Annotated in this window: 21 protein-coding genes; 8 read left to right on the top strand and 13 right to left on the bottom strand. The window is 67.7% G+C overall.

The genetic code is table 11. From position 1 onward, the window contains the following. Nucleotides 1-13 precede the first annotated feature (13 nt). Entirely contained in the window at nucleotides 14-2,431 is a 2,418-nt protein-coding gene (locus tag ACI48I_RS08680) for a hybrid sensor histidine kinase/response regulator (RefSeq protein WP_498573918.1), read from the bottom strand. 185 nt (nucleotides 2,432-2,616) lie between these two features. Here ACI48I_RS08680 and ACI48I_RS08675 point away from each other — a divergent pair, with 185 nt between their 5' ends. Next, nucleotides 2,617-3,366 (top strand): SDR family NAD(P)-dependent oxidoreductase, encoded by a 750-nt coding sequence (locus ACI48I_RS08675; protein WP_193685489.1) that lies wholly within the window; start codon nucleotides 2,617-2,619, stop codon nucleotides 3,364-3,366. Nucleotides 3,367-3,499: 133 nt separating this feature from the next. On the opposite strand, the gene ACI48I_RS08670 is transcribed toward ACI48I_RS08675, so the two are convergent. After that, the gene (locus tag ACI48I_RS08670; RefSeq protein WP_193685488.1) at nucleotides 3,500-4,447 is read right to left on the bottom strand and encodes a LysR substrate-binding domain-containing protein; all 948 of its coding nucleotides are present in this window, start codon (nucleotides 4,445-4,447) and stop codon (nucleotides 3,500-3,502) included. 105 nt (nucleotides 4,448-4,552) lie between these two features. Here ACI48I_RS08670 and ACI48I_RS08665 point away from each other — a divergent pair, with 105 nt between their 5' ends. The 6 genes from ACI48I_RS08665 (at nucleotide 4,553) to ACI48I_RS08640 (ending at nucleotide 11,615) form a co-directional block, all read left to right on the top strand. Then, nucleotides 4,553-5,401, top strand: coding sequence for a transketolase (locus ACI48I_RS08665; RefSeq protein ID WP_498573917.1), 849 nt, complete (start codon nucleotides 4,553-4,555; stop codon nucleotides 5,399-5,401). Further along, the gene (locus tag ACI48I_RS08660; protein WP_498573916.1) at nucleotides 5,398-6,402 is read left to right on the top strand and encodes a transketolase family protein; all 1,005 of its coding nucleotides are present in this window, start codon (nucleotides 5,398-5,400) and stop codon (nucleotides 6,400-6,402) included. Before ACI48I_RS08665 ends, ACI48I_RS08660 begins: the two co-directional genes overlap by 4 nt. Before the next feature lie 117 nt (nucleotides 6,403-6,519). Next, nucleotides 6,520-7,848 carry an MFS transporter gene (locus ACI48I_RS08655; RefSeq protein WP_193685485.1) on the top strand — a complete coding sequence of 443 codons (1,329 nt, stop codon included), beginning with the start codon at nucleotides 6,520-6,522 and terminating at the stop codon, nucleotides 7,846-7,848. Between the two features lie 69 nt (nucleotides 7,849-7,917). After that, nucleotides 7,918-8,898, top strand: a complete 981-nt coding sequence (locus tag ACI48I_RS08650) for an HDOD domain-containing protein (protein WP_498573915.1) — start codon at nucleotides 7,918-7,920, stop codon at nucleotides 8,896-8,898. A gap of 177 nt (nucleotides 8,899-9,075) precedes the next feature. Beyond that, nucleotides 9,076-9,615: a heme NO-binding domain-containing protein gene (locus ACI48I_RS08645; protein WP_498573914.1), complete on the top strand. Its 540-nt coding sequence runs from the start codon at nucleotides 9,076-9,078 to the stop codon at nucleotides 9,613-9,615. Further along, entirely contained in the window at nucleotides 9,612-11,615 is a 2,004-nt protein-coding gene (locus tag ACI48I_RS08640; protein ID WP_498573913.1) for a putative bifunctional diguanylate cyclase/phosphodiesterase, read from the top strand. Before ACI48I_RS08645 ends, ACI48I_RS08640 begins: the two co-directional genes overlap by 4 nt. Here ACI48I_RS08640 and fdhD read toward each other — a convergent pair. Further along, on the bottom strand, nucleotides 11,612-12,451 hold the full coding sequence (fdhD, locus tag ACI48I_RS08635; protein ID WP_498573912.1) for a formate dehydrogenase accessory sulfurtransferase FdhD: 840 nt from the start codon (nucleotides 12,449-12,451) through the stop codon (nucleotides 11,612-11,614). The genes ACI48I_RS08640 and fdhD overlap by 4 nt on opposite strands. Continuing rightward, nucleotides 12,448-14,751: an FdhF/YdeP family oxidoreductase gene (locus ACI48I_RS08630; protein ID WP_498573911.1), complete on the bottom strand. Its 2,304-nt coding sequence runs from the start codon at nucleotides 14,749-14,751 to the stop codon at nucleotides 12,448-12,450. Before ACI48I_RS08630 ends, fdhD begins: the two co-directional genes overlap by 4 nt. Nucleotides 14,752-14,897: 146 nt before the next feature. Here ACI48I_RS08630 and ACI48I_RS08625 point away from each other — a divergent pair, with 146 nt between their 5' ends. Further along, on the top strand, nucleotides 14,898-15,725 hold the full coding sequence (locus tag ACI48I_RS08625) for a metallophosphoesterase (RefSeq protein WP_498573910.1): 828 nt from the start codon (nucleotides 14,898-14,900) through the stop codon (nucleotides 15,723-15,725). A 20-nt stretch (nucleotides 15,726-15,745) separates the two neighbouring features. Here ACI48I_RS08625 and ACI48I_RS08620 read toward each other — a convergent pair whose 3' ends face one another. The 9 genes from ACI48I_RS08620 to ACI48I_RS08580 form a co-directional block, all read right to left on the bottom strand. Next, nucleotides 15,746-16,333: a DUF6151 family protein gene (locus tag ACI48I_RS08620; RefSeq protein WP_498573909.1), complete on the bottom strand. Its 588-nt coding sequence runs from the start codon at nucleotides 16,331-16,333 to the stop codon at nucleotides 15,746-15,748. A 31-nt stretch (nucleotides 16,334-16,364) separates the two neighbouring features. Continuing rightward, on the bottom strand, nucleotides 16,365-17,561 hold the full coding sequence (locus tag ACI48I_RS08615) for an EAL domain-containing response regulator (RefSeq protein WP_498573908.1): 1,197 nt from the start codon (nucleotides 17,559-17,561) through the stop codon (nucleotides 16,365-16,367). A 63-nt stretch (nucleotides 17,562-17,624) separates the two neighbouring features. After that, nucleotides 17,625-18,410 (bottom strand): TrmH family RNA methyltransferase, encoded by a 786-nt coding sequence (locus ACI48I_RS08610; RefSeq protein ID WP_498573907.1) that lies wholly within the window; start codon nucleotides 18,408-18,410, stop codon nucleotides 17,625-17,627. Beyond that, a complete protein-coding gene (gene rnhB, locus ACI48I_RS08605; RefSeq protein WP_498573906.1) occupies nucleotides 18,407-19,090 on the bottom strand; it encodes a ribonuclease HII in 684 nt (227 codons plus the stop codon). The genes ACI48I_RS08610 and rnhB overlap by 4 nt, the downstream gene beginning before the upstream one ends. Before the next feature lie 141 nt (nucleotides 19,091-19,231). Then, the gene (lpxB, locus tag ACI48I_RS08600) at nucleotides 19,232-20,359 is read right to left on the bottom strand and encodes a lipid-A-disaccharide synthase (protein ID WP_498573905.1); all 1,128 of its coding nucleotides are present in this window, start codon (nucleotides 20,357-20,359) and stop codon (nucleotides 19,232-19,234) included. Between the two features lie 34 nt (nucleotides 20,360-20,393). Further along, nucleotides 20,394-21,182 (bottom strand): acyl-ACP--UDP-N-acetylglucosamine O-acyltransferase, encoded by a 789-nt coding sequence (lpxA, locus tag ACI48I_RS08595; protein WP_498573904.1) that lies wholly within the window; start codon nucleotides 21,180-21,182, stop codon nucleotides 20,394-20,396. After that, complete coding sequence (fabZ, locus tag ACI48I_RS08590; RefSeq protein ID WP_193685474.1) at nucleotides 21,182-21,658, bottom strand: 3-hydroxyacyl-ACP dehydratase FabZ; 477 nt, start codon at nucleotides 21,656-21,658, stop codon at nucleotides 21,182-21,184. The genes lpxA and fabZ overlap by 1 nt, the downstream gene beginning before the upstream one ends. After that, on the bottom strand, nucleotides 21,655-22,728 hold the full coding sequence (gene lpxD / locus ACI48I_RS08585; RefSeq protein WP_267878207.1) for a UDP-3-O-(3-hydroxymyristoyl)glucosamine N-acyltransferase: 1,074 nt from the start codon (nucleotides 22,726-22,728) through the stop codon (nucleotides 21,655-21,657). The genes fabZ and lpxD overlap by 4 nt, the downstream gene beginning before the upstream one ends. A gap of 2 nt (nucleotides 22,729-22,730) precedes the next feature. Next, the gene (locus ACI48I_RS08580; RefSeq protein WP_193685473.1) at nucleotides 22,731-23,270 is read right to left on the bottom strand and encodes an OmpH/Skp family outer membrane protein; all 540 of its coding nucleotides are present in this window, start codon (nucleotides 23,268-23,270) and stop codon (nucleotides 22,731-22,733) included. Nucleotides 23,271-23,289: the final 19 nt, after the last annotated feature.

Below are 23,289 nucleotides of genomic sequence, written 5' to 3'. Positions count from 1 at the left end.
TGTCGGTAGCCACTCAGGCCGGCCTGGCGCCGCGCACCGTCGACAGCACCTGCCCCAGCCTGTCCGTATCCATCGGCTTCACGAAGTGATGCTCGAAGCCGCTCGACTTCGACAGGATGCGGTCGTGCGCCTGGCCGTAGCCGGTGAGCGCGATGAACAGCGCGGAACCGGTCGCCGGATCGGCGCGCAGGCGGCGCGCCAGTTCGTAGCCGTCCATCTCCGGCAGGCCGATGTCGAGGATGAAAACCTCGGGCGGGTCCTGGCGCGCGGCGGCGAGCGCCTGCACGGGGTGCGCTTCCACCTGCACGCGGTGGCCTTGCGCGTCCAGCAGCACGGCCAGCGACTCGGCGGCGTCGACGTTGTCGTCGACGATCATGATCTGCAGCGGCGCCGGACCCGCCAGGGCGCCCTCCCTTGCCGCGCCCTCGATCCGGTCCTTCACGCCCTGGGTGACGGCCGGCAGGCGGATCGTAAACGTGCTGCCGGCGCCCGGTCCGTCGCTGGCGGCCGTCACGACACCGCCGTGCAGCGCCACCATCGTCTTGACCAGCGCCAGGCCGATCCCGAGGCCGCCCTGCGCGCGGTCGGGCGTGCGTTCGGCCTGGGTGAAGAGCTCGAAGATATGCGGCAGCAGCCTGGCGTCGATACCGATGCCGTTGTCGATCACGCCGATGTCGACCCAACCCTGGTCGGCCTGGGCGTGCACCGCGAGCGCGATCTCGCCGCCCTGGGGCGTGTACTTGGCCGCGTTGTTCAGGAGGTTGGCGATCACCTGCACCAGGCGCGTGCGGTCGCCCAGCACGGTCGCCTGGCTGGCGTCGGTGCGCACCGTGAGCGCGTGGCGGCGCGCCTCGATCAGGGGCCGCGCCTGCTCGACGGCGTTGGCCACGGCCGCCTTGATGTCGACCAGCTCGCGTTCCAGCTCGACCAGCCCGCGCGTGACGCGCGAGACGTCCAGCAGGTCGTCCACCAGCGCCGTCATGTGCTTCACCTGGCGGCTGATGACCTCACTTGCCTTCCTGGTGCGGGGGTCGGTGGCATTTGCCAGGCGCAGCATCTCGGCTGCGGTGCTGATCGGCGCCAGCGGGTTGCGCAGCTCGTGCGCCAGCATGGCGAGGAACTCGTCCTTCTTGCGGTTCGATTCGCGCAGCTCGAATTCGGCCTGGTAGCGCTCGGTCACGTCGACCGTCACGCCGCGCATGCTGACCGCCCGGCCTTCCTCGTCGAAGCGGACCTTGCCGCGGCTGTCGAGCCATACCTGCCTGCCGTTGTCGGGCCGGATGAAGCGCAGCACCTCCTGGTAGCTGCCGGCGCCGTCGACCGCTTCGCGGTGGGCGCGGTCTATCGTTTCGCGGTCGTCCGGATGGATATGCGCGCCGACGCCGTCCATCCCGCCCGGTGTGAAGCCGAGCACGAGGCCGATGTTGTCCGAATAGGCCAGCTCGCCGCTCGCGAAATCCCAGTCCCAGACCGCCATCCTGGCCGCATCCATGCCGTCGCGCAGGCGCTCTTCGCTCTCGCGCTTGGCGGCCTGCGCCTCGACCGCGTCGGTGACGTCGTAGCCTTGCGCGAAGATGCCGATCGTGGTGCCGTACTGGTCCTTGTAGGGCTCGTACACCAGGTCGATGTAGCGCTGGCTGATCGGGCCGTTGCGCTCGCGCTGGACCGAGATCGGCATCGCGCGCGTGGTCCAGGCCTCGCCGGTGCGGTACACCTGGTCGAGGAATTCTTCGTAGCCCTGCCCCGCCACCTCGGGCAGCGCCTCCCACACCGCCTTGCCGATCAGTTCGCGATGCCCGACCAGCTGGTAATAGGCTTCGTTGACCATCTCGAACACGTGCTTGGGTCCCATCAGCACGGCGACGAAACCGGGCGCCTGGTTGAACAGGCTGCGCAGGTGCTCGCGCTCGTTGTTCAGGATGCGCGAGAGCGCCTCGTGCATCTGGGCGCGGTTGAAGTTTTCGGCATGGCTGTCGCTCGGCGGCGTCAGCTGCAGGGTCGCGACCTCGGACTGCTGGTCGTAGCGATACAGCTCGGTGACGTCGACCGCATTCTGGAACAGAAGAACGGGCTGCCCATCCTCGCCCAGCACCGGCGTGTGCACGGTGCTCCAGTAGCGTTCCTCGTACTTCTTCCCTTCCGGCGTATTGACCTCGACCGCGTAGCGCACGAAAGCGCTGGTGTCCGGCTGCCCCTTGGCCAGCGCGCGCAGCATCGAGGCTTTTACTTCGGTGATGTTGGTGGCCTCGGCATTGCTTTCCTCGGCCGGAAAGGCCTCGAACACGTTGCGCCCGACGATGTCTTCTTCGGTGCGCTGGACCGAGCGCAGGTAGGCTCCGCTGGCGCCGACGATGGTCAGGTCGGGCGTCATCACGAGATAGGGATAAGGAGTGACGCGAAACAGCGCCTGGAAATCCGATAAGGTCATCATGCGCGGAATTGTCGCATGGATGCCCGTGCACGCCTAAGCGCCGCCATACCGGACAGCCGCGCTTGAGGCTATCGGCTGGTGACCTGGCATGAATCCAATTCGCCCCGCCCTGAGTTTTCCTCGTTTGCGCGCGCGGCCACGGTCCGCGAACATGGGCTTACAACCAACACCCATGGAGACACAACATGTTACTCAAGGAACGCGTGGCAATCGTAACCGGCGGCGCCGGCACCAACGGCCTGGGCTTCGCCACCGCCCGCATGCTGGCCGCGCACGGCGCGCAAGTCGTGATCCTCGACCTGGCCGCCGCCAATCCGGCCGCGGCCGCCGCCGAACTGGGCACGGGGCACCTCGGGGTGGTGGCCGACGTCACCAGCAAGGAGCAATGCGAAGCCGCCGCCGCGGCCGCCGTGGAGAAATACGGCCGCATCGACATCCTGTTCAACAACGCCGGCATCACCCAGGCGCGCAAGACGCTCGATATCTCGGCGGCCGACTACGACGCCGTGCTCGACGTCAGCCTGCGCGGCACGCTGTTGATGTCGCAGGCAGTGCTGCCGGCCATGCAGCGCCAGGGCAGCGGCAGCATCATCTCGACCTCGTCGGTGTCGGCCCAGCGCGGCGGCGGGATCCTGGGCGGACCGCACTACTCGGCGGCCAAGGCCGGCGTGCTGGGGCTGACGCGGGCGATGGCGCGCGAGTTCGGCCCGGACAACATCCGCGTCAACGCCATCACGCCCGGCCTGATCGCGACCGACATCATCAAGGGCAAGCTGACCGAGGAGAGAAAAGGCGAGATCGCCCGGGACATTCCGCTGGCGCGCCTGGGACGGGCGAACGACATCGCCGGCGCCGTCGTCTTCCTCGCCAGCGACTTGTCGGCCTATTGCACGGGCATCACGCTCGATGTGAATGGGGGGATGCTGATCCACTGACCGGCATAGGTGCCCGTAGGGTGGGCTCTCGAGCCCACGCGGAACCACGCATGCATATGGAAAGTGCTGTTCGCGAACACTGCGGTGTGCACAGGTACGACCGCGTGGGCTCGAGAGCCCACCCTACGCGTCCTCAGGCGCCCCCATTCGGGTCGCTCTTCTCCCCATCCACAAACCCCCGTATCCACTCCAGCACCGTGTGCACCGCCCCGAGCCCCTCGCGGCTTTTGGGCACCGCCAGGTAATGCGCGGTCGCCTCGATGGCCAGTTCCCCGAACGGACACACCAGCCGCCCATCGCGCAGGTAGTCGTGCACCAGCACGGTCGACTCGATGCACATCCCCAGTCCGTTCTCGGCCGCACTGAGCGTCATGAAAGCGCGGTCCAGGCGCAGCCCGCGCACGGGGTTCAGGCAACCGGGCGCGAAGCGCGCGATCCACTCGTCCCACGACGTCAGCGAGACATCGTTCTGGATCAGGTAGAAATTCTCGATGTCGGCGGCCGGCAGCGGCAAGGTCCAGCCCTCGACCAGGGCCGGGCTGCACACCGGCAGGTAGCGCTCGCGCCGCGAGATCGGCTCGACGTGGATGCCGGCCGACGCGGGCGGGCGGCCGTAGGTCACCGCGACGTCGACGCCGCTGTTCGAAAAATCCGGCGCCTGGTGCACCGCCCACAAGCGGACGTCCATGTCCGGATGGGCGCGCAAGAAGGCCGGCAGGCGCGGCATCAGCCAGATCGCGGCGAAGCTCGGCGCGCACTGGATCGTCACCACCTGCTGCTGGCTGCTGCTGCGGTCGAGGATGGTGCGCAGCTCGTCGTCGATCTCGCCGAAGGAGCGCCGGATCACCTCGAACAGGCGCGCCCCGGCCTCGGTCGGCACCACGCCGCGCCGCGCGCGCTCGAACAGCAGCGTGCCGAGCGCCTCTTCCAGCGTCTGGATCGAATGGCTCACCGCCGAGGCCGTGATCGACAGCTCCTGGGCGGCGCTGGCGAAGGAACGGTGCATGTAGGCGGCCTCGAAGGCTTGCAGGCCCTTGAGGGAGGCCTTGCGCAGGGCGCGGTATCGCTGAACTGGTTTCATCTATGGCTCAAAAATACTCGCTATACGGTTCATGGGTCCATTTATACACTGGGTCCATCAAGCGCTGCCTCAGACAGCGATCCATTCAACCACTGGAGACCCAACATGGAGCAACAAGACAGCCTGGCCGCCCTGCGCGGCGCAGCCTACCGCATCCGCCGCTACGCCCTGCGCATGGGCGAAGTCCAGGGCCAGGGCTATGTCGGCCAGGCCCTGGGCATGGCCGATATCCTCGCCGTATCCTACCGCCATGCGCTGAATTATCGGCCGGATGCGCCCGAATGGGAAGGCCGCGACCGCTTCCTGCTCTCGCACGGCCATTACGCCATCGCCCTCTATGCCGCCCTGCTGGAGGCGGGCATCATTCCCGAGTCCGAACTGGAGACCTACGGCAGCGACGACAGCCGCCTGCCGATGTCGGGCATGGCAACCTACACCCCCGGAATGGAGATCTCGGGCGGCTCGCTCGGCCAGGGCCTGAGCATCGCGGTCGGCATGGCGCTCGGCCTGCGCCAGAAGGGCAATCCCGCCTTCGTCTACAACTCGATGTCGGACGGCGAACTGGACGAAGGTTCGACCTGGGAAGCGGCGCTGTCGGCCGCCCACCACGGGCTCGGCAACCTGGTCACCCTGGTCGACATCAACAACCAGCAGGCCGATGGCCCCTCCGGCAAGATCCTCGGCTTCGAACCGCTGGCCGACAAGTGGGCCGCTTTCGGCTGGTTCGTCCAGCGCGTGAACGGCAACGACATCGGCGCCGTGCGCGCCGCCTTCGACGCGGCCCGCGCCCACGATCAAGCGCAGCCGCGCGTGATCCTGTTCGAGACCCTGATGGGCAGCGGCGTGCCCTTCCTGGAAGAGCGCGACAAGAACCACTTCATCCGGGTCGAAGCCGACGAATGGCAGCAAGCCATCGCGATCCTCGACGCAAACCATGCAGGAGACACCCAATGAACCAGGCAACCCTCACCAAACCGCGCCTGACCACCTCGGCCATGATCGCCTCGATCGCCGGCGAAGGCCAGCGCACCCAGAGCGCGCCCTTCGGCCACGCCCTGGTGCAGCTCGCCGGCGAACGGCCGGACATCGTCGGCATGAGCGCCGACCTGGCGAAATACACGGACCTGCACATCTTCGCCAAGGAGTTCCCGCAGCGTTTCTTCCAGATGGGGATGGCCGAGCAGCTCCTGATGGGCGCCGCCGGCGGCATGGCCAAGGAAGGGTTCACGCCCTTCGTCACGACCTACGCCGTGTTCGCCGCGCGCCGGGCCTATGATTTCATCCACCAGGTGATCGCCGAGGAAAACCTGAACGTCAAGATGGTCTGCGCCCTGCCCGGCCTGACCACCGGCTACGGCCCCAGCCACCAGGCGACCGAGGACATCGCGATCTTCCGCGGCGTGCCGGGCCTGACCATCGTCGACCCCTGCGATGCGCTCGACACCGAGCAGGCCACGCATGCGATCGCCGCCCACCAGGGCCCGGTCTACATGCGCCTCCTGCGCGGCAAGGTGCCGCTGGTGCTGGACGAGTACGATTACCGCTTCGAGCTGGGCAAGGCGAAACTGCTGCGCGACGGGCGCGAGGTGCTGGTCATCTCGAGTGGCATCATGACGATGCGCGCGCTGGAAGTGGCCGAGCAGCTGCGCGGCGACGGCGTCGGCGTGGCGGTGCTGCACACGCCGACCATCAAGCCGCTCGACGAAGAGGCCGTGATCCGCGAAGCCTCGAAACCGGGGCGCCTGGTGGTGGTGGCGGAAAACCACTCGGTCGTCGGCGGGCTGGGCGAAGCGGTGGCGGGCACGCTGCTGCGCGCCGGGGTGGCGCCGGCGCGCTTCCGCCAGGTCGCGCTGCCGGATGCCTTCCTCGACGCCGGCGCGCTGCCGACGCTGCACGACCGCTACGGCATCTCGCTCGATGCCATGGCAGCCAGCATCAAGCGCTGGCTAAGCTAGACAGTACGCGGCGCGCGGCCAGCCAGGAGGCACAGACCTCCGGGCCGCGCAGCCAATAAAATGTGCCGCGTGTGGAAGCTGATCCCCGGGCACCAGAACGGTTTTTTGGAGACAAACATGAAATCGCATTCCGTCCTTTCCACGGCCGGCGCCGTCGCGGACTCCTCCGCACCCGCCCTCGATATCGAAACGCGCGCCTATGCCAAGGTGATGCGCCGCCTGGTCCCCTTCCTCATGCTGTGCTACCTCGGCGCCTACCTGGACCGGGTGAACGTCGGCTTCGCCAAGTTGCAGATGCTCAGTGACCTGGGCTGGAGCGACACCGTCTACGGCCTCGGCGCCGGCGTCTTCTTCATCGGCTACTTCCTGTTCGAGGTGCCGAGCAACATGGTGCTGCACCGCTTCGGCGCCCGCCGCTGGCTGGCGCGCATCATGATCACCTGGGCCATGATTTCGGCCAGCTTCAGCGTGGTCGAGTCGCCCACCGCCTTCTACGTGCTGCGCTTCCTGCTGGGCGTGGCCGAGGCGGGCTTCGCGCCGGGCGTCATCCTGTATATCACCTACTGGTTCCCGTCGGCGCGCAGGGCGAAAGTGATGGCGATCTTCTTCATGGCGATCCCGCTGGCGAGCATCGTCGGCGCACCGCTCTCGGGCTGGGTCATGGCATCCTTCTCCGGGCTGCACGGCCTGGCAGGCTGGCAATGGCTGTTCGCACTGGAAGCCGTGCCCTCGCTCCTGCTCGGCATCGCGATCCTGTTCTACCTGGACGACAGCATCGGCGCCGCGAAATGGCTCACGCCCGACGAAAAGGCCGTCCTGCAACGCAATATCGCGAAGGAGGAAGACGGCAAGGTGGCCCACCATTCGGTCAAGGACTTCTTCGCCGACCGCCGCCTGTGGCTGCTGACCGCCATCTACTTCTGCATCGTGATGGGCCAGTACGGCATCACCTTCTGGCTGCCGGCCATCCTCAGGAATGCCGGGGTGGCCGGCGTCGGCACGGTCGGCCTGCTGGCGGCGATTCCCTACGCCGTCGCCCTGCTCTGCCTGCCGCTGGTCGGCCGCAGTTCCGACCGCACCCTGGCCCGGCGCCTGCACTGCGGCGTGCCGATGCTGGTTGCGGCGGCGGCCCTGTTCGCCCTGCCCTTCACCGACGGCGTGACGACGGCCTTGGCCCTGCTCAGCGCGGCGGCGGCCGGCGCGATCTGCGGCACCTCCCAGTTCTGGGCCTTGCCGACCGCCTTCCTGGGCGGGATGACGGCGGCGGCGGGGATCGCCACCATCAACTGCATCGCCAACCTGGCCGGTTTCTTCTCGCCCTCCCTGGTCGGCTGGCTGAACGACTTCACGGGAAAACAGGGCGCCGGCCTGTGGCTCACCGCCGGCGCCCTGCTGCTGGGCGCCTGCATGCTGGCCCTGGTGCCGCGCCAGGTAGTGGACCGCTGATCCGGGCCGGACCGGGACGGCATCCTCATGTAAAATCCCGAGCTGGCATTCTTATCGGGTAGCAGTCGTATGGGTTGGTTCGGCAAATTGTTGGGCGGTGCGCAAGCACCCGGGACGGGTACGCCGCCCCCCGGGACGGCGCCGGACGCGCTCGACGCCGCCCCCGCTACGGCCTTCGAGATCGACGCCGCCTGGTACCGCTGGCTGGCCGCCGCGCCGCCGCCACGCGCCCCGGCGCAGCTCGAGCTGCGCATTCTCGACGAGCTGGCGCGCCTGACGCAGGCGCCGGTGGCCGGCGCCGCGCTGGTGCCGCGGGTTCCGGAGATCATCCCGCAGCTGATGCGCACCCTGCAGGGCGAGGACATGAACGCCGCCGAACTGTCGCGCCAGCTCAGCCAGGACATGGTGCTCGTGGCCGAGGTCTACCGCGAAGCGAACCGCCCGGCCTACCTGCCGCGCTACCATTCGGGTCCGCCGATCAACAGCATCCAGGGCGCCATCATGCTGCTCGGGCAGAACGGCATGCGCATGCTGCTGGCGCGCGTGGCCTTCCGCCCGATCGTCAGCATGCAGAGCGGACGCGTGGCCCGGCGCACCGCGCCGCTGATCTGGCGCCAGTCCGAAAAGAGCGCCCTGGCCGCCAGCCTGCTCGCGCCAGGCCTGCGCGCGAACGCCTTCGACGCCTACCTGGCCGGGCTGATGGAAAACGTCGGCCTGGTGGTCTCGTTCCGCCTGGTCGACCAGCTGTGCCCGGACGAAGCGCTGCCCTGGTCGGACCCCTTCATTGCCGGCCTGTTCCTGCATGCGCGCACCCTGTCGGCATGCATCGCGCGCCTGTGGGAGTTTCCCGAAACGGTGGCGGCGGCAATCGAGGCCGCGGGCCGGCCCGACGCGCCAGTCCTTGCCCAGGCCCTGGCCAAGGGCGGGCGCCTGGCCAGGCTGCGCATGCTGGTCGACGCGGCCGAGTATGCGCCCGACGATCCCTTCGTCGTCGACGGCCTGGATGAAGCGGCGCTGGCGATTTTCGAGAAACTGCGCGACGAGGAATGAGCCGGGCGGCCTGAAGGCGTGCGGGGCAGGCCCGGAATGCTGCAATCTCACAACACCTCGGCGCCATATGCATGCCGAACGTGCCATATCGCTGATTTGTTACATCAACCTTGCCCGCTAGCAACAGTCTGCGGTTAAAATCCCGCCCTGCATAATCACTTTATCTGGAAAAATGGCATGAAAGGCATCGTATTCAATCTGCTGGAAGAGGCAGTCAGCACCGAGTTCGGCGACGCAACCTGGGACCGCTTGCTCGACGACGCCGGCCTCGACGGTGCCTACACCTCGCTCGGCAGCTATGACGACGCCGAGATCGTGCGCCTGGTCGGCGTGGCATCAAAGGCGCTCGGGATTCCCGAACCGGACGTGCTGCGCTGGTTCGGGCGGCGCGCCATGCCGCTGCTGGCGAAGCGCTACCCGACCTTCTTTTCCGGCCATCCGGACACGCGCAGTTTTCTCCTCACCCTGAACAGCATCATCCATCCCGAGGTGCGCAAGTTGTATCCGGGCGCGGCGCCGCCGGTCTTCGATTTCGACACCGGCGACAGCGAGCGCCTCGTCATTGGCTATAACTCGGCGCGCCGCCTGTGCGCGCTGGCCGAGGGCTTCATGGCCGGCGCGGCCGAGCACTACGGCCAGCAGGCCGAGATCAGCCAGCCCGAGTGCATGCACCACGGCGCGGCCAAGTGCAGCTTCCACGTGCGGTTCCGCGCGTGAACGCAGGCGAAGCCGGCGCCCTCTCGAACCCCGCGGACGCAGAAATCGCACGCCTGCAGCGGCGCCTGCGCCGCGAGACGGCGGCGCGCCAGGAAGCCGAAGCGATCGCCGAGCGCGGCCTGCGCGACCTGTTCCAGCGCCAGCAGGAAATCGGCCTGCTCGAGAGCATTGCGGTCGCCGCCAACGAAGCGGCGGGCGTCGACGACGCGATGCGCCGTGCGCTCGAAGCCGTGTGCCGCTACGCCGCCTGGCCGCTCGGCCACCTGTTGCTGGTGCCTGAAGGCGGCGCCGGCGCGCCGCTCGACTCCACGCCCATCTGGCACGACGAAGGCGCGGGCCGTTTCGACGCCCTGCGCCGGCTGAGCGAGTCCATGGTCTTCGCGGGCGAAGTCGGCCTGCCCGCCCGGGTGGTCAGCACCGCGGCGCCGGCCTGGGCCAACGCCGGCGCGGCGAATGCCGGCGACTATCCGCGCATGCCGCTGCTGGTGCAGCTCGGCCTGTCCTCCCTGTTCGCCTTCCCGGTCGTGATCGGCAACGAAGTGGTGGCCGTGCTCGAGTTCTTCAGCCGCGAGCTGCAGACGCCGGACGAATCGATGCTGCGCCTGATGGCGCAGATCGGAACCCAGCTCGGACGGGTGATCGAGCGCCGCCGCGCCCAGGACCGGCTGGTACACGACGCGCTGCACGACCCGCTGACCCAGCTCGGCAACCGCAAGCTCTTCCTCGACCGCCTCGACCATTTCCTGGTGCGCTCGCAGCGCATCCCGGACTACCAGTTCGCCGTCCTGTTCGTCGATCTCGACCGCTTCAAGGCGATCAACGACGGTCTCGGCCACCAGGCCGGCGACCAGGTGATCGTCGCCACCGCGCGGCGCCTGACCGCCTGCCTGCGCCAGAACGACCTGGTGGCGCGCGAGGCCGCCGACGGCGACTATGTCGTGTCGCGCCTGGGCGGCGACGAGTTCACCATCCTGCTCGACAACGTGACCGGCCCCGCCACGCCGATCCGGGTCGCCGAACGCCTGCTCAAGGCCCTGGCCACGCCCATCGTCGTCGGCCAGCAGCACGTGTTCGTCACCGCCAGCATCGGCATCGCGATGAGTTCCAGCGGCTACGAAGACGTACAGGTGATGCTGCGCGACGCCGACATCGCGATGTACCACGCCAAGCAGAACGGCCGTGCGCGCTGGATGATGTTCGACCAGACGATGCAGGAAGGCGCGCTGCGCCGCCTCACGCTGGAGGCCGAGCTGCGCCTCGCGCTGGACGCGAACCAGCTGTTCCTGCAATACCAGCCGATCATCACGCCGGGCGACGGCATGATCAGCGGCTTCGAAGCGCTGCTGCGCTGGCGCCATCCGGTGCTGGGCATGATCTCGCCGCTCGAGTTCATCCCGGTGGCCGAGGAAGTGGGCCTGATCGGGCAGATCGGCAGCTGGGTGCTGGAGGCAGCCTGCCTCCAGCTGCGCGAATGGCAGCGCGGGCGCGCCCTGCCCTTGAGCATGAGCGTCAACGTCTCCGCCGTCCAGCTGGCGGGCGGCGAACTGGTGAAGGTCGTGACGCGCGTGCTCGCGGAAACCGGCATCGCCCACGGCAGCCTGAAGCTGGAACTGACCGAAAGCGCCGTGATGGCCGATGCCGACCATGCGCTGGCGGTGTTCAAGGAACTCAAGGCGCTCGGGGTGCGCCTCAGCCTCGACGACTTCGGCACCGGCTATTCCTCGCTCAGCCACCTGAGGCGCCTGCCGATCGATACGCTCAAGATCGACCGCTCCTTTGTCAGCGCCATGGACAGCCACAGCGACAAGCGCCAGATCGCCGAAGTGGTGGTCATGCTGGCCCGCACGCTGGGGCTGGACGTGGTCGCCGAAGGCGTGGAAACGCGCGCCGAACTCGACATCCTGCGCGAGATGGGCAGCGATTTCGTGCAGGGCTATTTTTATTTCCGCCCGCTCGACGGGGAGGCCGCCACCCTGGCCCTGGCCGACGAGGCCAGCTAGGCCAGCAAGCGCTGCGGGTGACTGTAGACCACGTGGCGCCCGCCGCGCACGAAGCCGGCCAGGGTCAGGCCGGCGCCCTCGGCCATGTTCACCGCCAGCGCCGTCGGCGCCGAAATCGCGGCCAGCAGGCCAAAGCCGGCGCGCGCCGCCTTCTGCACCATCTCGAAGCTGGCGCGGCTGGTGACCACGGCAAAGCCCTCGCCCACATCCACTTTGTCACGCGCCAGCGCGCCGACCAGCTTGTCGAGCGCATTGTGGCGGCCGACGTCTTCGCGCACGCACAGCAGCTGGCCGTCGCGCCCGGCCCAGCCGGCGGCATGCACGGCGCCGGTTGCCTGGTGCAGGTGCTGGCGCCCTGTCATCTCGTTCATCGCGCGGTGCAGCGCGGCGGCCTGGAAACGCGCTTCGTTCAAGGGGCGGGCTTCCGGCAGGCAGGCCTCCTGCTCGAAATAATCGAGGCTGTCGACGCCGCACAGCCCGCAACCGGTCTTGCCCGTGCGCGCCATCCGCGTCCCTTTCAGGCGCGCCATGGCGCCGGAAGCGATGCGCATCTCGATGGCGATGCCGCGCGCCGTGCGTTCGACCTCGATGTCGTAGACGTCGCGCGCATGGCGCACGATGCGCTCGCCCAGCGTAAAACCGAGGGCGAAGTCTTCCAGGTCGAGCGGCGACGCCAGCATCACCGCATGCGTGATGCCATTGTAGACCAGCGCCACCGGCACCTCGTCGGCCACCAGCTCGCTGCCCTCCTGCATCCTGTCGCCCTCGCAGCGGCTGGCGGGCAGCCGCCGCGTCGCCTCGGGGGCCCCACCTAAAAACGGTTCGGCCGCGTTCATCGCGCCCTCCCGGTCCGTTCGACCAGCACGTCGATCGCTTTCGCGGCGGGCACCTTGCTCTCCTTCGCGTGGTGCCAGAGTGGGATCAGCGGATTACACTCCGGGAAGTAGCCGGCGATCGTCCCCTCCGGAATATCGTAGGGCACCAGCACCAGGCCCGCGACCTGGCGCTCGACGCCGTCGTCGGTGGCGCTGCGCAGGGTGACGATGTCGCCCTGCGCCAGCGCCCGTCTGGCCAGGTCGGCGCGGTTCATGAAGAGCACCATGCGGCTGCCGTAGACGCCGCGGAAGCGATCGTCCTGGCTGTAGATCGTTGTGTTGAACTGGCCGTCGCTGCGCACCGTGAACAGGCGCATCGTGGCCGGGTTCTGCTTCAGGTCGGGGTCGCCCGCCAGGCCTTCGGGCGCCGTGAACTGCGCCTTGCCGCTTTCCGTCCTGAAGACCCGGTGCGCCGCGCCGACCGGCTTGCGAAAGCCGCCCGGCGTCCACATGCGCGCATTGAAGTCGTGGAAGATGTCCGGATAGGTTTCGGCAATGGCATCGCGGATGCTGCCGTAGTCCGCCACCCAGGCGTCCCAGTCGACGCGCGGATTCGGGTCGAGTGTGGCCTGCGCGATGCCGGCGACGATGGCCGGTTCCGACAGCAGCTCGTGCGAGGCCGGTTCCGCCATGCCGCGCGAGCCGTGGATGCAGGCGGTGCTGTCCTCGACCGTGACGGCCTGCTCGCCGCCGAGCTGGCGGTCGACCTCGATCCGCCCCAGGCAAGGCAGGATATACGAGGCCTTGCCGTGGATGACGTGGTTGCGGTTGAGTTTTGTCGCGATCTGCACCGTCAGCGGGATCTCGCGCCAGGCCGCTTCCATCAGCACGGTCTCGGGCACGGCGCGCAGGAAGTTGCCGCCCAGGGCAATGAAAGCCGGCACCTTGCGCGCCAGGATCGCTTCGCAGGCTTCGACCGTGTTCATGCCCTTCTTCGTCGGCGGCTCGAACCCGTACTGTTCCTTCAGCTTGTCGAGCGGCGCGAGTTCCGGCTTTTCCGTGATCCCGACCGTGCGCTGGCCCTGCACGTTCGAATGCCCGCGTACCGGACAGACGCCGGCGCCGGGCTTGCCGATGTTCCCGCGCAGGAGCAGCAGGTTGACGATCATCGCCACGTTCTGCACGCCGTTGCGGTGCTGGGTCAGGCCCATGCCGTAGACGCCCAGCACGGCGCTGGAACCGGCATACACGGCCGCCGCACTCTCCAGCGCCGCGCGCTTCAGGCCCGATTCGCGTTCGATGTCAGGCCAGCCGCAATCGCGCACTGCCTGCGCGAAGTCGTTGAAGCCCTGCGTGTGCTCCTGGATGAATTCGGTGTCGAGCACGCGCTGGGCGCCGGCCGCCACCGCGTCGTCGTCGAGCGCCAGGATGGCCTTGGCCAGGCCCATGATCGCCGCCGTGTCGCCGCCGGGCTTGACCTGATGGTGCTGGGTGCTGATCGCCGTCTCCTGCCCGGTCAGCATCTCGACCGGCGACTGCGGATTGGTGAAGCTCACCAGGCCGCGCTCGCGCAGCGGATTGAAGGTGATGATCGGCACGCCGCGGCGGCGCGCTTCCTGCAGCTGGTGCAGCATGCGCGGGCTGTTCACGCCGACGTTCTGGCCGAAGAAGAAGATGCAGTCGGTCTGCGCGAAGTCGTCCAGCACCACGGTGCCGACGCCGTCGCCGATGGTCTTCTGCAGCGCCACCGAGGTGCTTTCGTGGCACATGTTCGAGCTGTCGGGCAGGTTGTTGTTGCCGTACATGCGCGCCAGCAGGCCGTACATGTAGGAGGTCTCGAGCGAGGCGCGTCCGGAGCTGTAGAACACGACCTGTTCGCGCTCGTACGTCCGCAGGGCCGCGCCGATCTCGGCGAAGGCCGTGTCCCAGGCCACCGGCCGGTACTTGTCGCTGGCCGCGTCCCAGCGCAGCGGGGTAGTGAGCCTGCCCTGGTCTTCCAGCTGGTGGTCGCTCCAGGCTTCCAGTTCGGTCACCGTATGGCGCTCGAAAAAGTCGGCGCCGATGCGCTTGCTGGTGGTTTCCCAGGCGGTCGCCTTGGCGCCGCTCTCGCAGAATTCGAAGGGATGCGGATTGGCCGGCTTGGCCCAGGCGCAGCTGACGCAGGCGTAGCCGTCCGTCTTGTTCTGCTTGGCCAGCAGCGCGCTGTCCTTCAGCGCCGCGCGCTGGTCGAACAGGATGTGCGCCACCTCGCCCACCGAGCCCCAGCCGCCGGCGGGCATGGTGGCCGGCTTGATGCGTAAATTGTCGGAATCCTTGCTCATGCTGTTCCCCCGATTGACCGATGGGATACCCTAGCCTGCGGCCACGCGCGCCTCTGTGCGCTTGCGCACCCAGCGCCGCCATCCGCTGACGGTGCCGGGACAGGGCCAGGACGGGGCCGGGGCAGGATCCCGGCTATACTGCCGCCATGCGCATACAGCTGTTTTCCGACCTCCACCTCGAACGCTATCCGGCCTTCCAGCCCGAACTGCGGCCGGATGCCGACGTCATCGTCCTCGCCGGCGACATCGGTTCCTACCAGGGCGGCTCGCGCCTGTCGGGCACCGACTTCGGCCTGGAACGCTTCGCGCCGGCCCTGGGCGCCACCAGGGCGCAGGTGCTCTACGTTCCCGGCAACCATGAATACGACGGCCTCGAATTCGACGAAGCCCACGCCCGCCTGCGCGACACCTGCGCCCGCCTCGGCATCACCTGGCTCGACCGCGAGACGGTCACGATTGGCCACGTCCGCTTCATCGGCACCACGCTCTGGGCCGATTTCGACGCGCTGGCCGGCGGCCACGAACTGACGAAACAGCTGCAGCTGCGCGAAAAGGCGATCCGCGCCGCCAACTACTACCTCAACAAGAACACGACGCTGCGCGATGGCGCACCGGTGCTGGCCGACGGCTGGCGCGCGATGTCGCTCGACTGCCAGCAATGGCTGCGCGCGGCGCTGGCCGTCCCCTTCGACGGCGTCACGGTCGCCGTCACCCACTTCGCGCCCAGCCTGAAAAGTGCCGACCCGCGCTACGGCGTCAGCCCCGGCACGGCGGGCTTCTGCAATTCGCTCGACGATTTGCTGCCCCTGGCCGACGTCTGGATGCACGGCCACCTGCACTGCCTGAACGATTACGTGGCGACCGGCGTCGAGAACGGGCGCGCCTGGTCCTGCCGGGTCGTCGCCAATCCGCTCGGCTACCTCAGCAAGGGCGAACAGGAAGGTTTCCGACCGGGGCTGGTGATCGAGCTGTAGGCTGGACTCGGGCCGCCGGCTTACGGCGTGACCGCCGCGCGTTCCTCGCGCGTCAGCACCCGGGGTGCCCTGATGGGCGCACCGGCCGTATCGAAGAAGGGATTGCTGCGCCAGCCGCCGCCCAGGCGCGCCTTGGCCAGCTCCATGCCGATCCGCGCGACGGCGAACACCATGCTCACCGGCGTCGATTTCACTGGCCTGTTGGCCGAGCCGGTATTGGCCGTGAAGCGCGCGCGACCCAGCGCGCGGTCGAGTCCTTCGTCCGGCGCGTCGAGGCAGGTGCGTACCAGCCCCACATACGACATCTTCGGATCGCGCGGGGTATTCCCGACCGGCGTGTTGCAGCAGGACGCATACCAGCGATAAATCCCTTTCGGGCTGAGCGACATGCAGGCCAGGTGTTCCAGCCCTTCAGTAAAACGCAGCGCCGCCGGCAGGGCCGCCTCGACCTCGGTACCGCCGGCCGCATCGAGCACCGCGTCCTCCGCCTTCAGGAACCGGGCAAAGGCCTGGCAGTCCTTGCAATAGCACACCGCGCGCGCCGCAACGCGCGCGGCGTCGACCTCCCCTTGCAGCTTGCCGCAACGGCAGCGCAACCGAATGTTCATCCGCCCGTCTCCCCGGTAAGAAAAACCGAACTCAGAAAAAATGGCGCCAGTCTTCCAGCCAGCCCGGGAAAGCGCTCGCTTCCATCGGATTGGCGATGTGATATCCCTGCGCATAGGTGCAGCCCAGTCCCTGCAGGAAGTCCCAGTCCTGGCGCGTCTCGACGCCGACCGCGACCGACATCCGGTCCAGGCTGTGCGCCAGGCTGAGGCAGGAGCGCAGCACGGTGCCGAGCGGGCGCCGCTTCGAGGCGCCGTCGACGAAGCTGCGGTCGATCTTGAGTTCGGTGAACGGAATGCGCGCCAGCAGCTGCAGGTTGGAGCGGCCGGTGCCGTAGTCATCGATGGCGAGGCCGAATCCCATCATCCGCAGGCGCACCAGGCGCTCGATGAAGTTCGGGTCCGTGTTCAGGACCGAGGACTCGGGCATCTCGAAGGTGATGTAGTCGGGCAGCACCCCGTGGCGGGCCAGGCAGGCGCCCATCTGGCGCAGGAAGGACGGGTGCGCCAGGGTCTCGGGCGCCAGGTTGATCGAGATCGAGATCGGCGTGCCCTGGTCGTGCAGCCAGCGGCAGCGCTCGACCGACAGCTCGATCATGCTCCAGTCGAGGAAGTCGATGCGGTTGTTCTGCTCGAGCGCGTCGATGAAGGCCGAGGGGCCGAGCAGGCCGTGTTCCGGATGGTTCCAGCGGGCGAAGGTCTCCAGGCCCTTGACCTGGCCGGTGGCCAGCTCGATCTTCGGCTGGAAGAAGGGCTCGAACTGGCGCTTCTGCAGGCCGCTGCCGATTTCGGCGAAGGTGAAGCGCGGCGTGGTGTCGACGCGGTCGGGAAGCACGGCCGGCGCGTAGTTGTCGAGCAGGGGTTTGAGTTTGGCGGCGGTGACCGGTTTCGAGACGGAGCCGAGCAGGTCGATGCCGTAGACCTGGGCCAGCGTCTCGACCGAGAACAGCAGATTCGCCGGCTGGGCGCCGGTGACGACCAGGCTGATGCCGGAATCGAGCCCGGCCAGGTTGCGGATCAGTTCCAGCCCGTCCATGCCGGGCAGCGCGAGGTCGATGATGGCCACGTGCACGCGCGGCGTGAAGCCGGCCTGGAAGGTGCGCAGCGCCATGTGCCCGTCGGGCACGTCGGTGACGCGGCTGGCGCCGAGGCGCCCGAGCATCTCGACCAGGGCGGCGCGCTGGGTGCTATCCCCTTCGGCTACCAGAAAATGCAAATGCGCGATGTCCATCTTCACTCCACAGTTGTTGCCCCGAGCTTAACCTAGGGGCGGCGATTGCGTCTATGCCCGCTTTCAGGCCTGCCGTTGGCGCAGCTGCTCGAAGAAGCAAATGGCGCCCGCCGCCGCCACGTTCAGCGACTCGACCCGGCCCGCATGCGGGATCACGACCTGGTGGGTGGCGCGTCCCATCAGGTCGTCGGCCACGCCCTGCCCTTCGTGCCCGAGCAGCCATGCGACCGGGCCGCGCAGGTCGACCTGCCACAGCTTCTGCTCGGCATAGCCGCTCATCGCCAGGACGGAAATGCGCGATGCATCGATCAGGGCGCCGAGATCGACATGCTCGAAGATCTCGAGCACGAAGTGCGCACCCATCGCCGCGCGCAGCACCTTGGGCGACCAGCAGAAGGCGGTGCCGGCGCTGCAGAACACCTGGGTGATGCCGGCTGCGGCCGCGCTGCGCAGGATCGAGCCGACATTGCCGGGGTCCTGTACGCCGTCGAGCAGCACGGCGGACACGGTCATTGCGGCGGGCTGGACCGGCGCCGGCGTCTCGACCAGGAACAGCAGGTTGACGCCATGCTCGACCTGGCTGAGCGCGCCGAACAGCGCGTCCGGCAAGGCCGTCACGTGGGCGTGCAGGCTTTCGCAGCGCGCGACGATGTCCGCCACTTCCGGATTCTGCAGGGCGCCTTCCGAGACAACGCAGTGATTCGGCGCGCCAAGCAGCTCGAGCCAGGACTGGCACAGGTGCACGCCGTCGAGCAGCGTGCGCCCGGCCTTGCGCCGGGCCTGCGAGCTGGCGGCGAGGCTTTTCAGTTCCTTGTAGAAGGGATTGTCGCGCGAGGTGACCGACTTCATGCGAACGCCACGCCCTCGAGCGACCCTTGCGCCGCGGGCGGCGCGAACAGGTCCACCTGCAGCAGGTTGCGCACCGGCGCGAAGGAGCGGCGGTGCACCGGCGACGGGCCGTGCAGGCGCAGGCGTTCCAGGTGCAGGGCCGTCGAATAGCCCTTGTGCTGGTCGAAGCAGTATTCCGGATACTGCGCATGCAGGCGCACCAGTTCGGCGTCGCGCGCGGTCTTGGCCAGGATCGAGGCGGCCGAGATCGCGTGGCATTTGTCGTCGCCCTCGATCACGGCGTGGGCGCGGATGGCCATCGGCGGACAGCGGTTGCCGTCGATCAGGGCGATCGTCGGGATCGTGTGGAGCGCTTCCACCGCGCGGCGCATCGCCAGCATGGTGGCGTGCAGGATGTTCAGGGTGTCGATCTCGTCGCAGGACGCTTCGGCGATGGCCCAGGCCAGCGCGTATTCGCGGATCTGCGGCGCCAGCTCGTCGCGGCGCGCCTCGGTCAGCTTCTTCGAGTCGCGCAGCCCGTCGATCGGGCGTTTCGGGTCGAGGATGACGGCGGCGGCGAACACCGGACCGGCCAGCGGACCGCGGCCGGCCTCGTCGACGCCGCAGACGATGTCGAGATCGGTGAACGGGCGCAGCCGGGGCGGCAGGCCGGGGTAGAAGTTGACGCGTTTTTTGCTCATGGTGCTAATTTTCGTATTTCGATGTTCAGGGTGCGCGTCCGACGGATGCGTGCGTAACGCGTGGGCACAGGTGCCCACCCTACGTTACGCACCAGTCCGTGGCGGAAGCGCACCGTAGGGTGGGCTCCCGAGCCCACGCGTTTACGGACGTATGATCCCCAACACAGCCTCGGCACTCAGCGCGGCGCTGTCGCGCAGGAGGCTATGATGCATCTCCGTGAAGCGCTCCGCAAGCCGGTCGCGTCCTGCGGTGTCATTCAGTTGCGTCCACACCGCATCGGCCATCGCTTCCGGCGTGGCCGCATGCTGCAGCAGTTCCGGCACCAGGAATTCGCGCGCCAGGATGTTCGGCAGGCCGATCCAGGGCTGGTAGCCCATGTGGCGCATGATTTCCCAGGACGCCCGCATGACTTTATAGGCGATCACCATCGGCTTCTTGAACAGCGCCACTTCCAGCGTCGCCGTGCCCGACGCCACCAGCACCGCGTCGGCGGCGGCGATCGCCGTGTGCGAATCGTCCACCAGCGTCAACGCGATATCGTTCAGTCCCGCCTGCGCGACGATCTCGCTGAAATAAGCCCGCTGCTTTTCCCCCGCCATCGGCACCACGAAACGGAGGCCGGGATCGCGCCTGGCCAGCAGGCCGGCCGCGCGCACGAAGGGCTCGGCCAGGTATTTCAGTTCACCCATGCGGCTGCCGGGCATCACCGTCACCACGCGTGCATCGGGCGCGATGCCGAGCGCAGCGCGGGCGGCGCCGACGTCGGGCACCAGCGGGATCGTCTCGGCCAGCGGATGGCCGATATAGGTCACCGGCACGCCGGCATCACGGTAGATCTGCTCTTCGAAGGGGAAGATCACCAGCATGTGCGAGACCGCGCGCTGGATCTTCTTGATGCGCCCGCCGCGCCAGGCCCAGATCTGCGGGCCGACGAAGTGCACGGTCGGAATCCCGCCCGCGCGCAGCTGCTCTTCGAGCCCGAGATTGAAGCCGGGGTAGTCGGCGCCGATGAAGGCGGCCGGCCGGTCAGCCAGCAGGCGGTCGCGCAGGCGGTTCTGGATGCCCTTGATCTCGCGGTAGCGCGGGATGATCTCGAACAGGCCGCGCACAGTGAGGGTCTCGATCGGGACGTCCGATACAAGCCCCTGCTCGATCATGCGCGGGCCGCCGATGCCGTGGAAGCGCACGTTCGGGAGCTGGGGACGCAAGCCCGCCATCAGGCGGGCGGCGAGCATGTCGCCGGACACCTCGCCGGCGACCAGGGCCAAGGAGATGTCCGAAGCGCTGTTCGGGCTCAATTTGTCAGCGCACGATGCCACGGGTGGCAATGCCGAGGAAGTCGCGCATCGCGCGGATGTCAGGCGCTGCTTCCGGCATCGCCTCTTCTTCGCGCAGCAGGGCGGCCTTGGCTTCCTCGAGCGTCAGGTTCGAACGGTAGATGTGTTTGTACGCAGCGCGGATGCCGTCGATCTGGGGACGCGTGAAGCCGCGCCGTTTCAGGCCTTCGATGTTCACGCCGCGCGCGCCGGCCGGATTGCCCGAGACCAGGACAAAAGGCGGCACGTCCTGGGTCAGGCTGGTGTACATGCCGATGAAGGCATGGGCGCCGATCTTGCAGAACTGGTGCACGCCGGCGTAGCCGGACAGGATGGCGTGGTCGCCCACGTGCACGTGGCCGGCCAGCTGCGCATTGTTCGAGAAGATCGTGTGGCTGCCCACCTGGCAGTCATGGGCCAGGTGCACATAGGCCGAGATCCAGTTGTCGTCGCCCAGGCGCGTGACGCCTTCGTCCTGGGCCGTGCCGAGGTTGAAGGTGACGAATTCACGGATGGTGTTGCCGCTGCCGATTTCGAGGCGGGTCGGCTCGCCGTTCCATTTCTTGTCCTGCGGCGCGGCGCCGATGGAGCCGAACTGGAAGAACCTGTTGTCCTTGCCGATCGTCGTATGGCCTTCGATGACCACGTGCGGGCCGACGACCGTGCCGGCGTCGATGCGCACGTTCGGGCCGATGATCGAATACGGGCCGACTTCGACCGAGCTGTCGAGCTCCGCCTTCGGGTCGACGATCGCAGTCGCGTGAATCTTCGTCATTACTGCTCCGCTGCCTTTTCGTTCGCGCGAATGGTGCACATCAGTTCACCTTCGACCGCCACTTTGCCGTCGACGCTGGCCGTCGCCTTGTACTTCCAGATGCCGCGCGAAACGCGCAGGATCTCGACGTCCATCACCAGCTGGTCGCCGGGACCGACCGGGCGCTTGAAGCGCGCGTTGTCGATGCCGACGAAGTAGACGACCGAATTCTCGTCCGGCTTCACGTCCATCGTCATGAAGGATAGGATGGCGGCGGTCTGCGCCATCGCCTCGATCATCAGCACGCCCGGCATGACCGGCTGGTGCGGGAAGTGGCCGTTGAAGAATTCTTCGTTGACGGTCACGTTCTTGATCGCGGTGATGCGCTTGCCGACTTCGACGTCCAGCACGCGGTCGACCAGCAGCAGCGGATAGCGGTGCGGCAGGTATTCCTTGATCTCGGTGATCCCCAGGGTTCTTTTTTCGGTAGTCGTCATTGTTGTTCTGTCTTCGTCTTGATGATTTTTTCCAGCGCGCGGATCTTGTCGCGCATGCTGTTCAGGTTGCGCACGATGGCCGCCGACTTCTCCCATTCGGCATTCTTCGCGAGCGGATAAAAGCCCGTGTACTGGCCCGGTTCGAGCACCGAGCGCGAGACCATGCTGCCCGACGAGATGTGGACGTTGTCCGCGATCTCGAGGTGGCCCAGCACCATCGCCGCGCCGCCGAAGGTGCAGCGGCTGCCGATCTTCGCGCTGCCGGCCACGCCGACGCAGCCGGCCATCGCCGTGTGCTTGCCGATATGGCAGTTGTGGCCGATCTGGATCTGGTTGTCGAGCTTCACGCCGTCTTCGATGACGGTGTCGGCCAGGGCGCCGCGGTCGATCGAGGTGTTCGACCCGATGTCGACGTCGTCGCCGATCACCACGCGCCCGGTCTGCGGAATCTTGATATACACCCCTGCTTCGTTCGCAAAACCGAAACCGTCGCCGCCGATGACCGCGCCGGAGTGAATGATGCCGCGCGCACCGATGACGCACTTGCGATGGAAGGTCACGTTGGCGAACAGGTGGGTGCCCTCCCCGATCACCGCTTCACGGCCGACGAAGCAGCCATGGTCGATGACGGCGCCGGCTTTCACCACCGCCCCCGCTTCGACCGTCACGTGGGGCCCGATGTGGGCGCTCGCGTCGATCTCGGCCGATGGATCGACGACCGCGCTCGGATGGATGCCGGGACTTGGCGCAGCTTCTTCGAGCGATACGAAGTACTGGGCGGCGCGCGCGAAATAGGCGTAGGGGTTGGTGGTGACGATGCGGGCGCCGGCGTAGGTGGCGGCCACCGAGGGATCGTCCAGCGGCGACAGGATCAGCGCCGCCGCTTCGCTCTGGGCGGCGAGCGCGCGCAGCTTGCTGTTCGAGAGGAAGCTGATCTGGGTGGGGCCTGCGCTGTCGAGCGGCGCGATCGAGGCGACCACGAGATCCGGGTCGCCCGTCAGCTGGCCGCCGAAACGCTCGACCAGGTCGCCGAGGCGTACGCCCGGCTGGGTTTGTTCACGTTGTTCCAAAATTACTTGTCCAGCAGTTTCAGGATCCGGTCGGTGATGTCGATGCGCGGGCTCGACCAGGCCGCTTCTTGCAGCACGGCGTCGAGCTTTTCCTGCTCGGCGATCTGTTCGATCAGCTTGTAGGCCTTGGTGGCGATCGCCGCGCGCTCTTCCGACTTCCTCTGCATCAGGTCTTCGGTGAACTCGCGGTTCATGCGCTGCACGTCCTTTTCCATGTCGAACAGCTCGCGCGCGCGGCGGGTGCGTTCGATGTCGGTCAGGCGCGGCGCGTCGGCATCGAACTTCTCGCTCATCTGCTTGAACTTGGCGACCATCTCCTCGTTCGTCTTCTGGCGCTTCGAGAATTCGGCCTGGATCTTGGCGTCGGCCGCCTTGGCCATCTTCGATTCGGTCATCAGGCGCTCGGTGACCACGAAGCCGATGCGGCTCGGCGCCGTCTGCGCCCAGGCCAGCGGCGCGGCGCACAGGGCCGCCAGCACCAGGGCACAAGGCAAACTGCGCGCCAGGCCGCGTGGCAGGGAGGCTATCGGATTTTTCAACATATTTCTCCGCGATGAAAGG

Source organism: Massilia sp. LXY-5, from assembly GCF_059801075.1.
The sequence above is the reverse complement of the archived record's forward strand: the minus strand, read 5'-3'. Positions and strand labels throughout refer to the sequence as shown.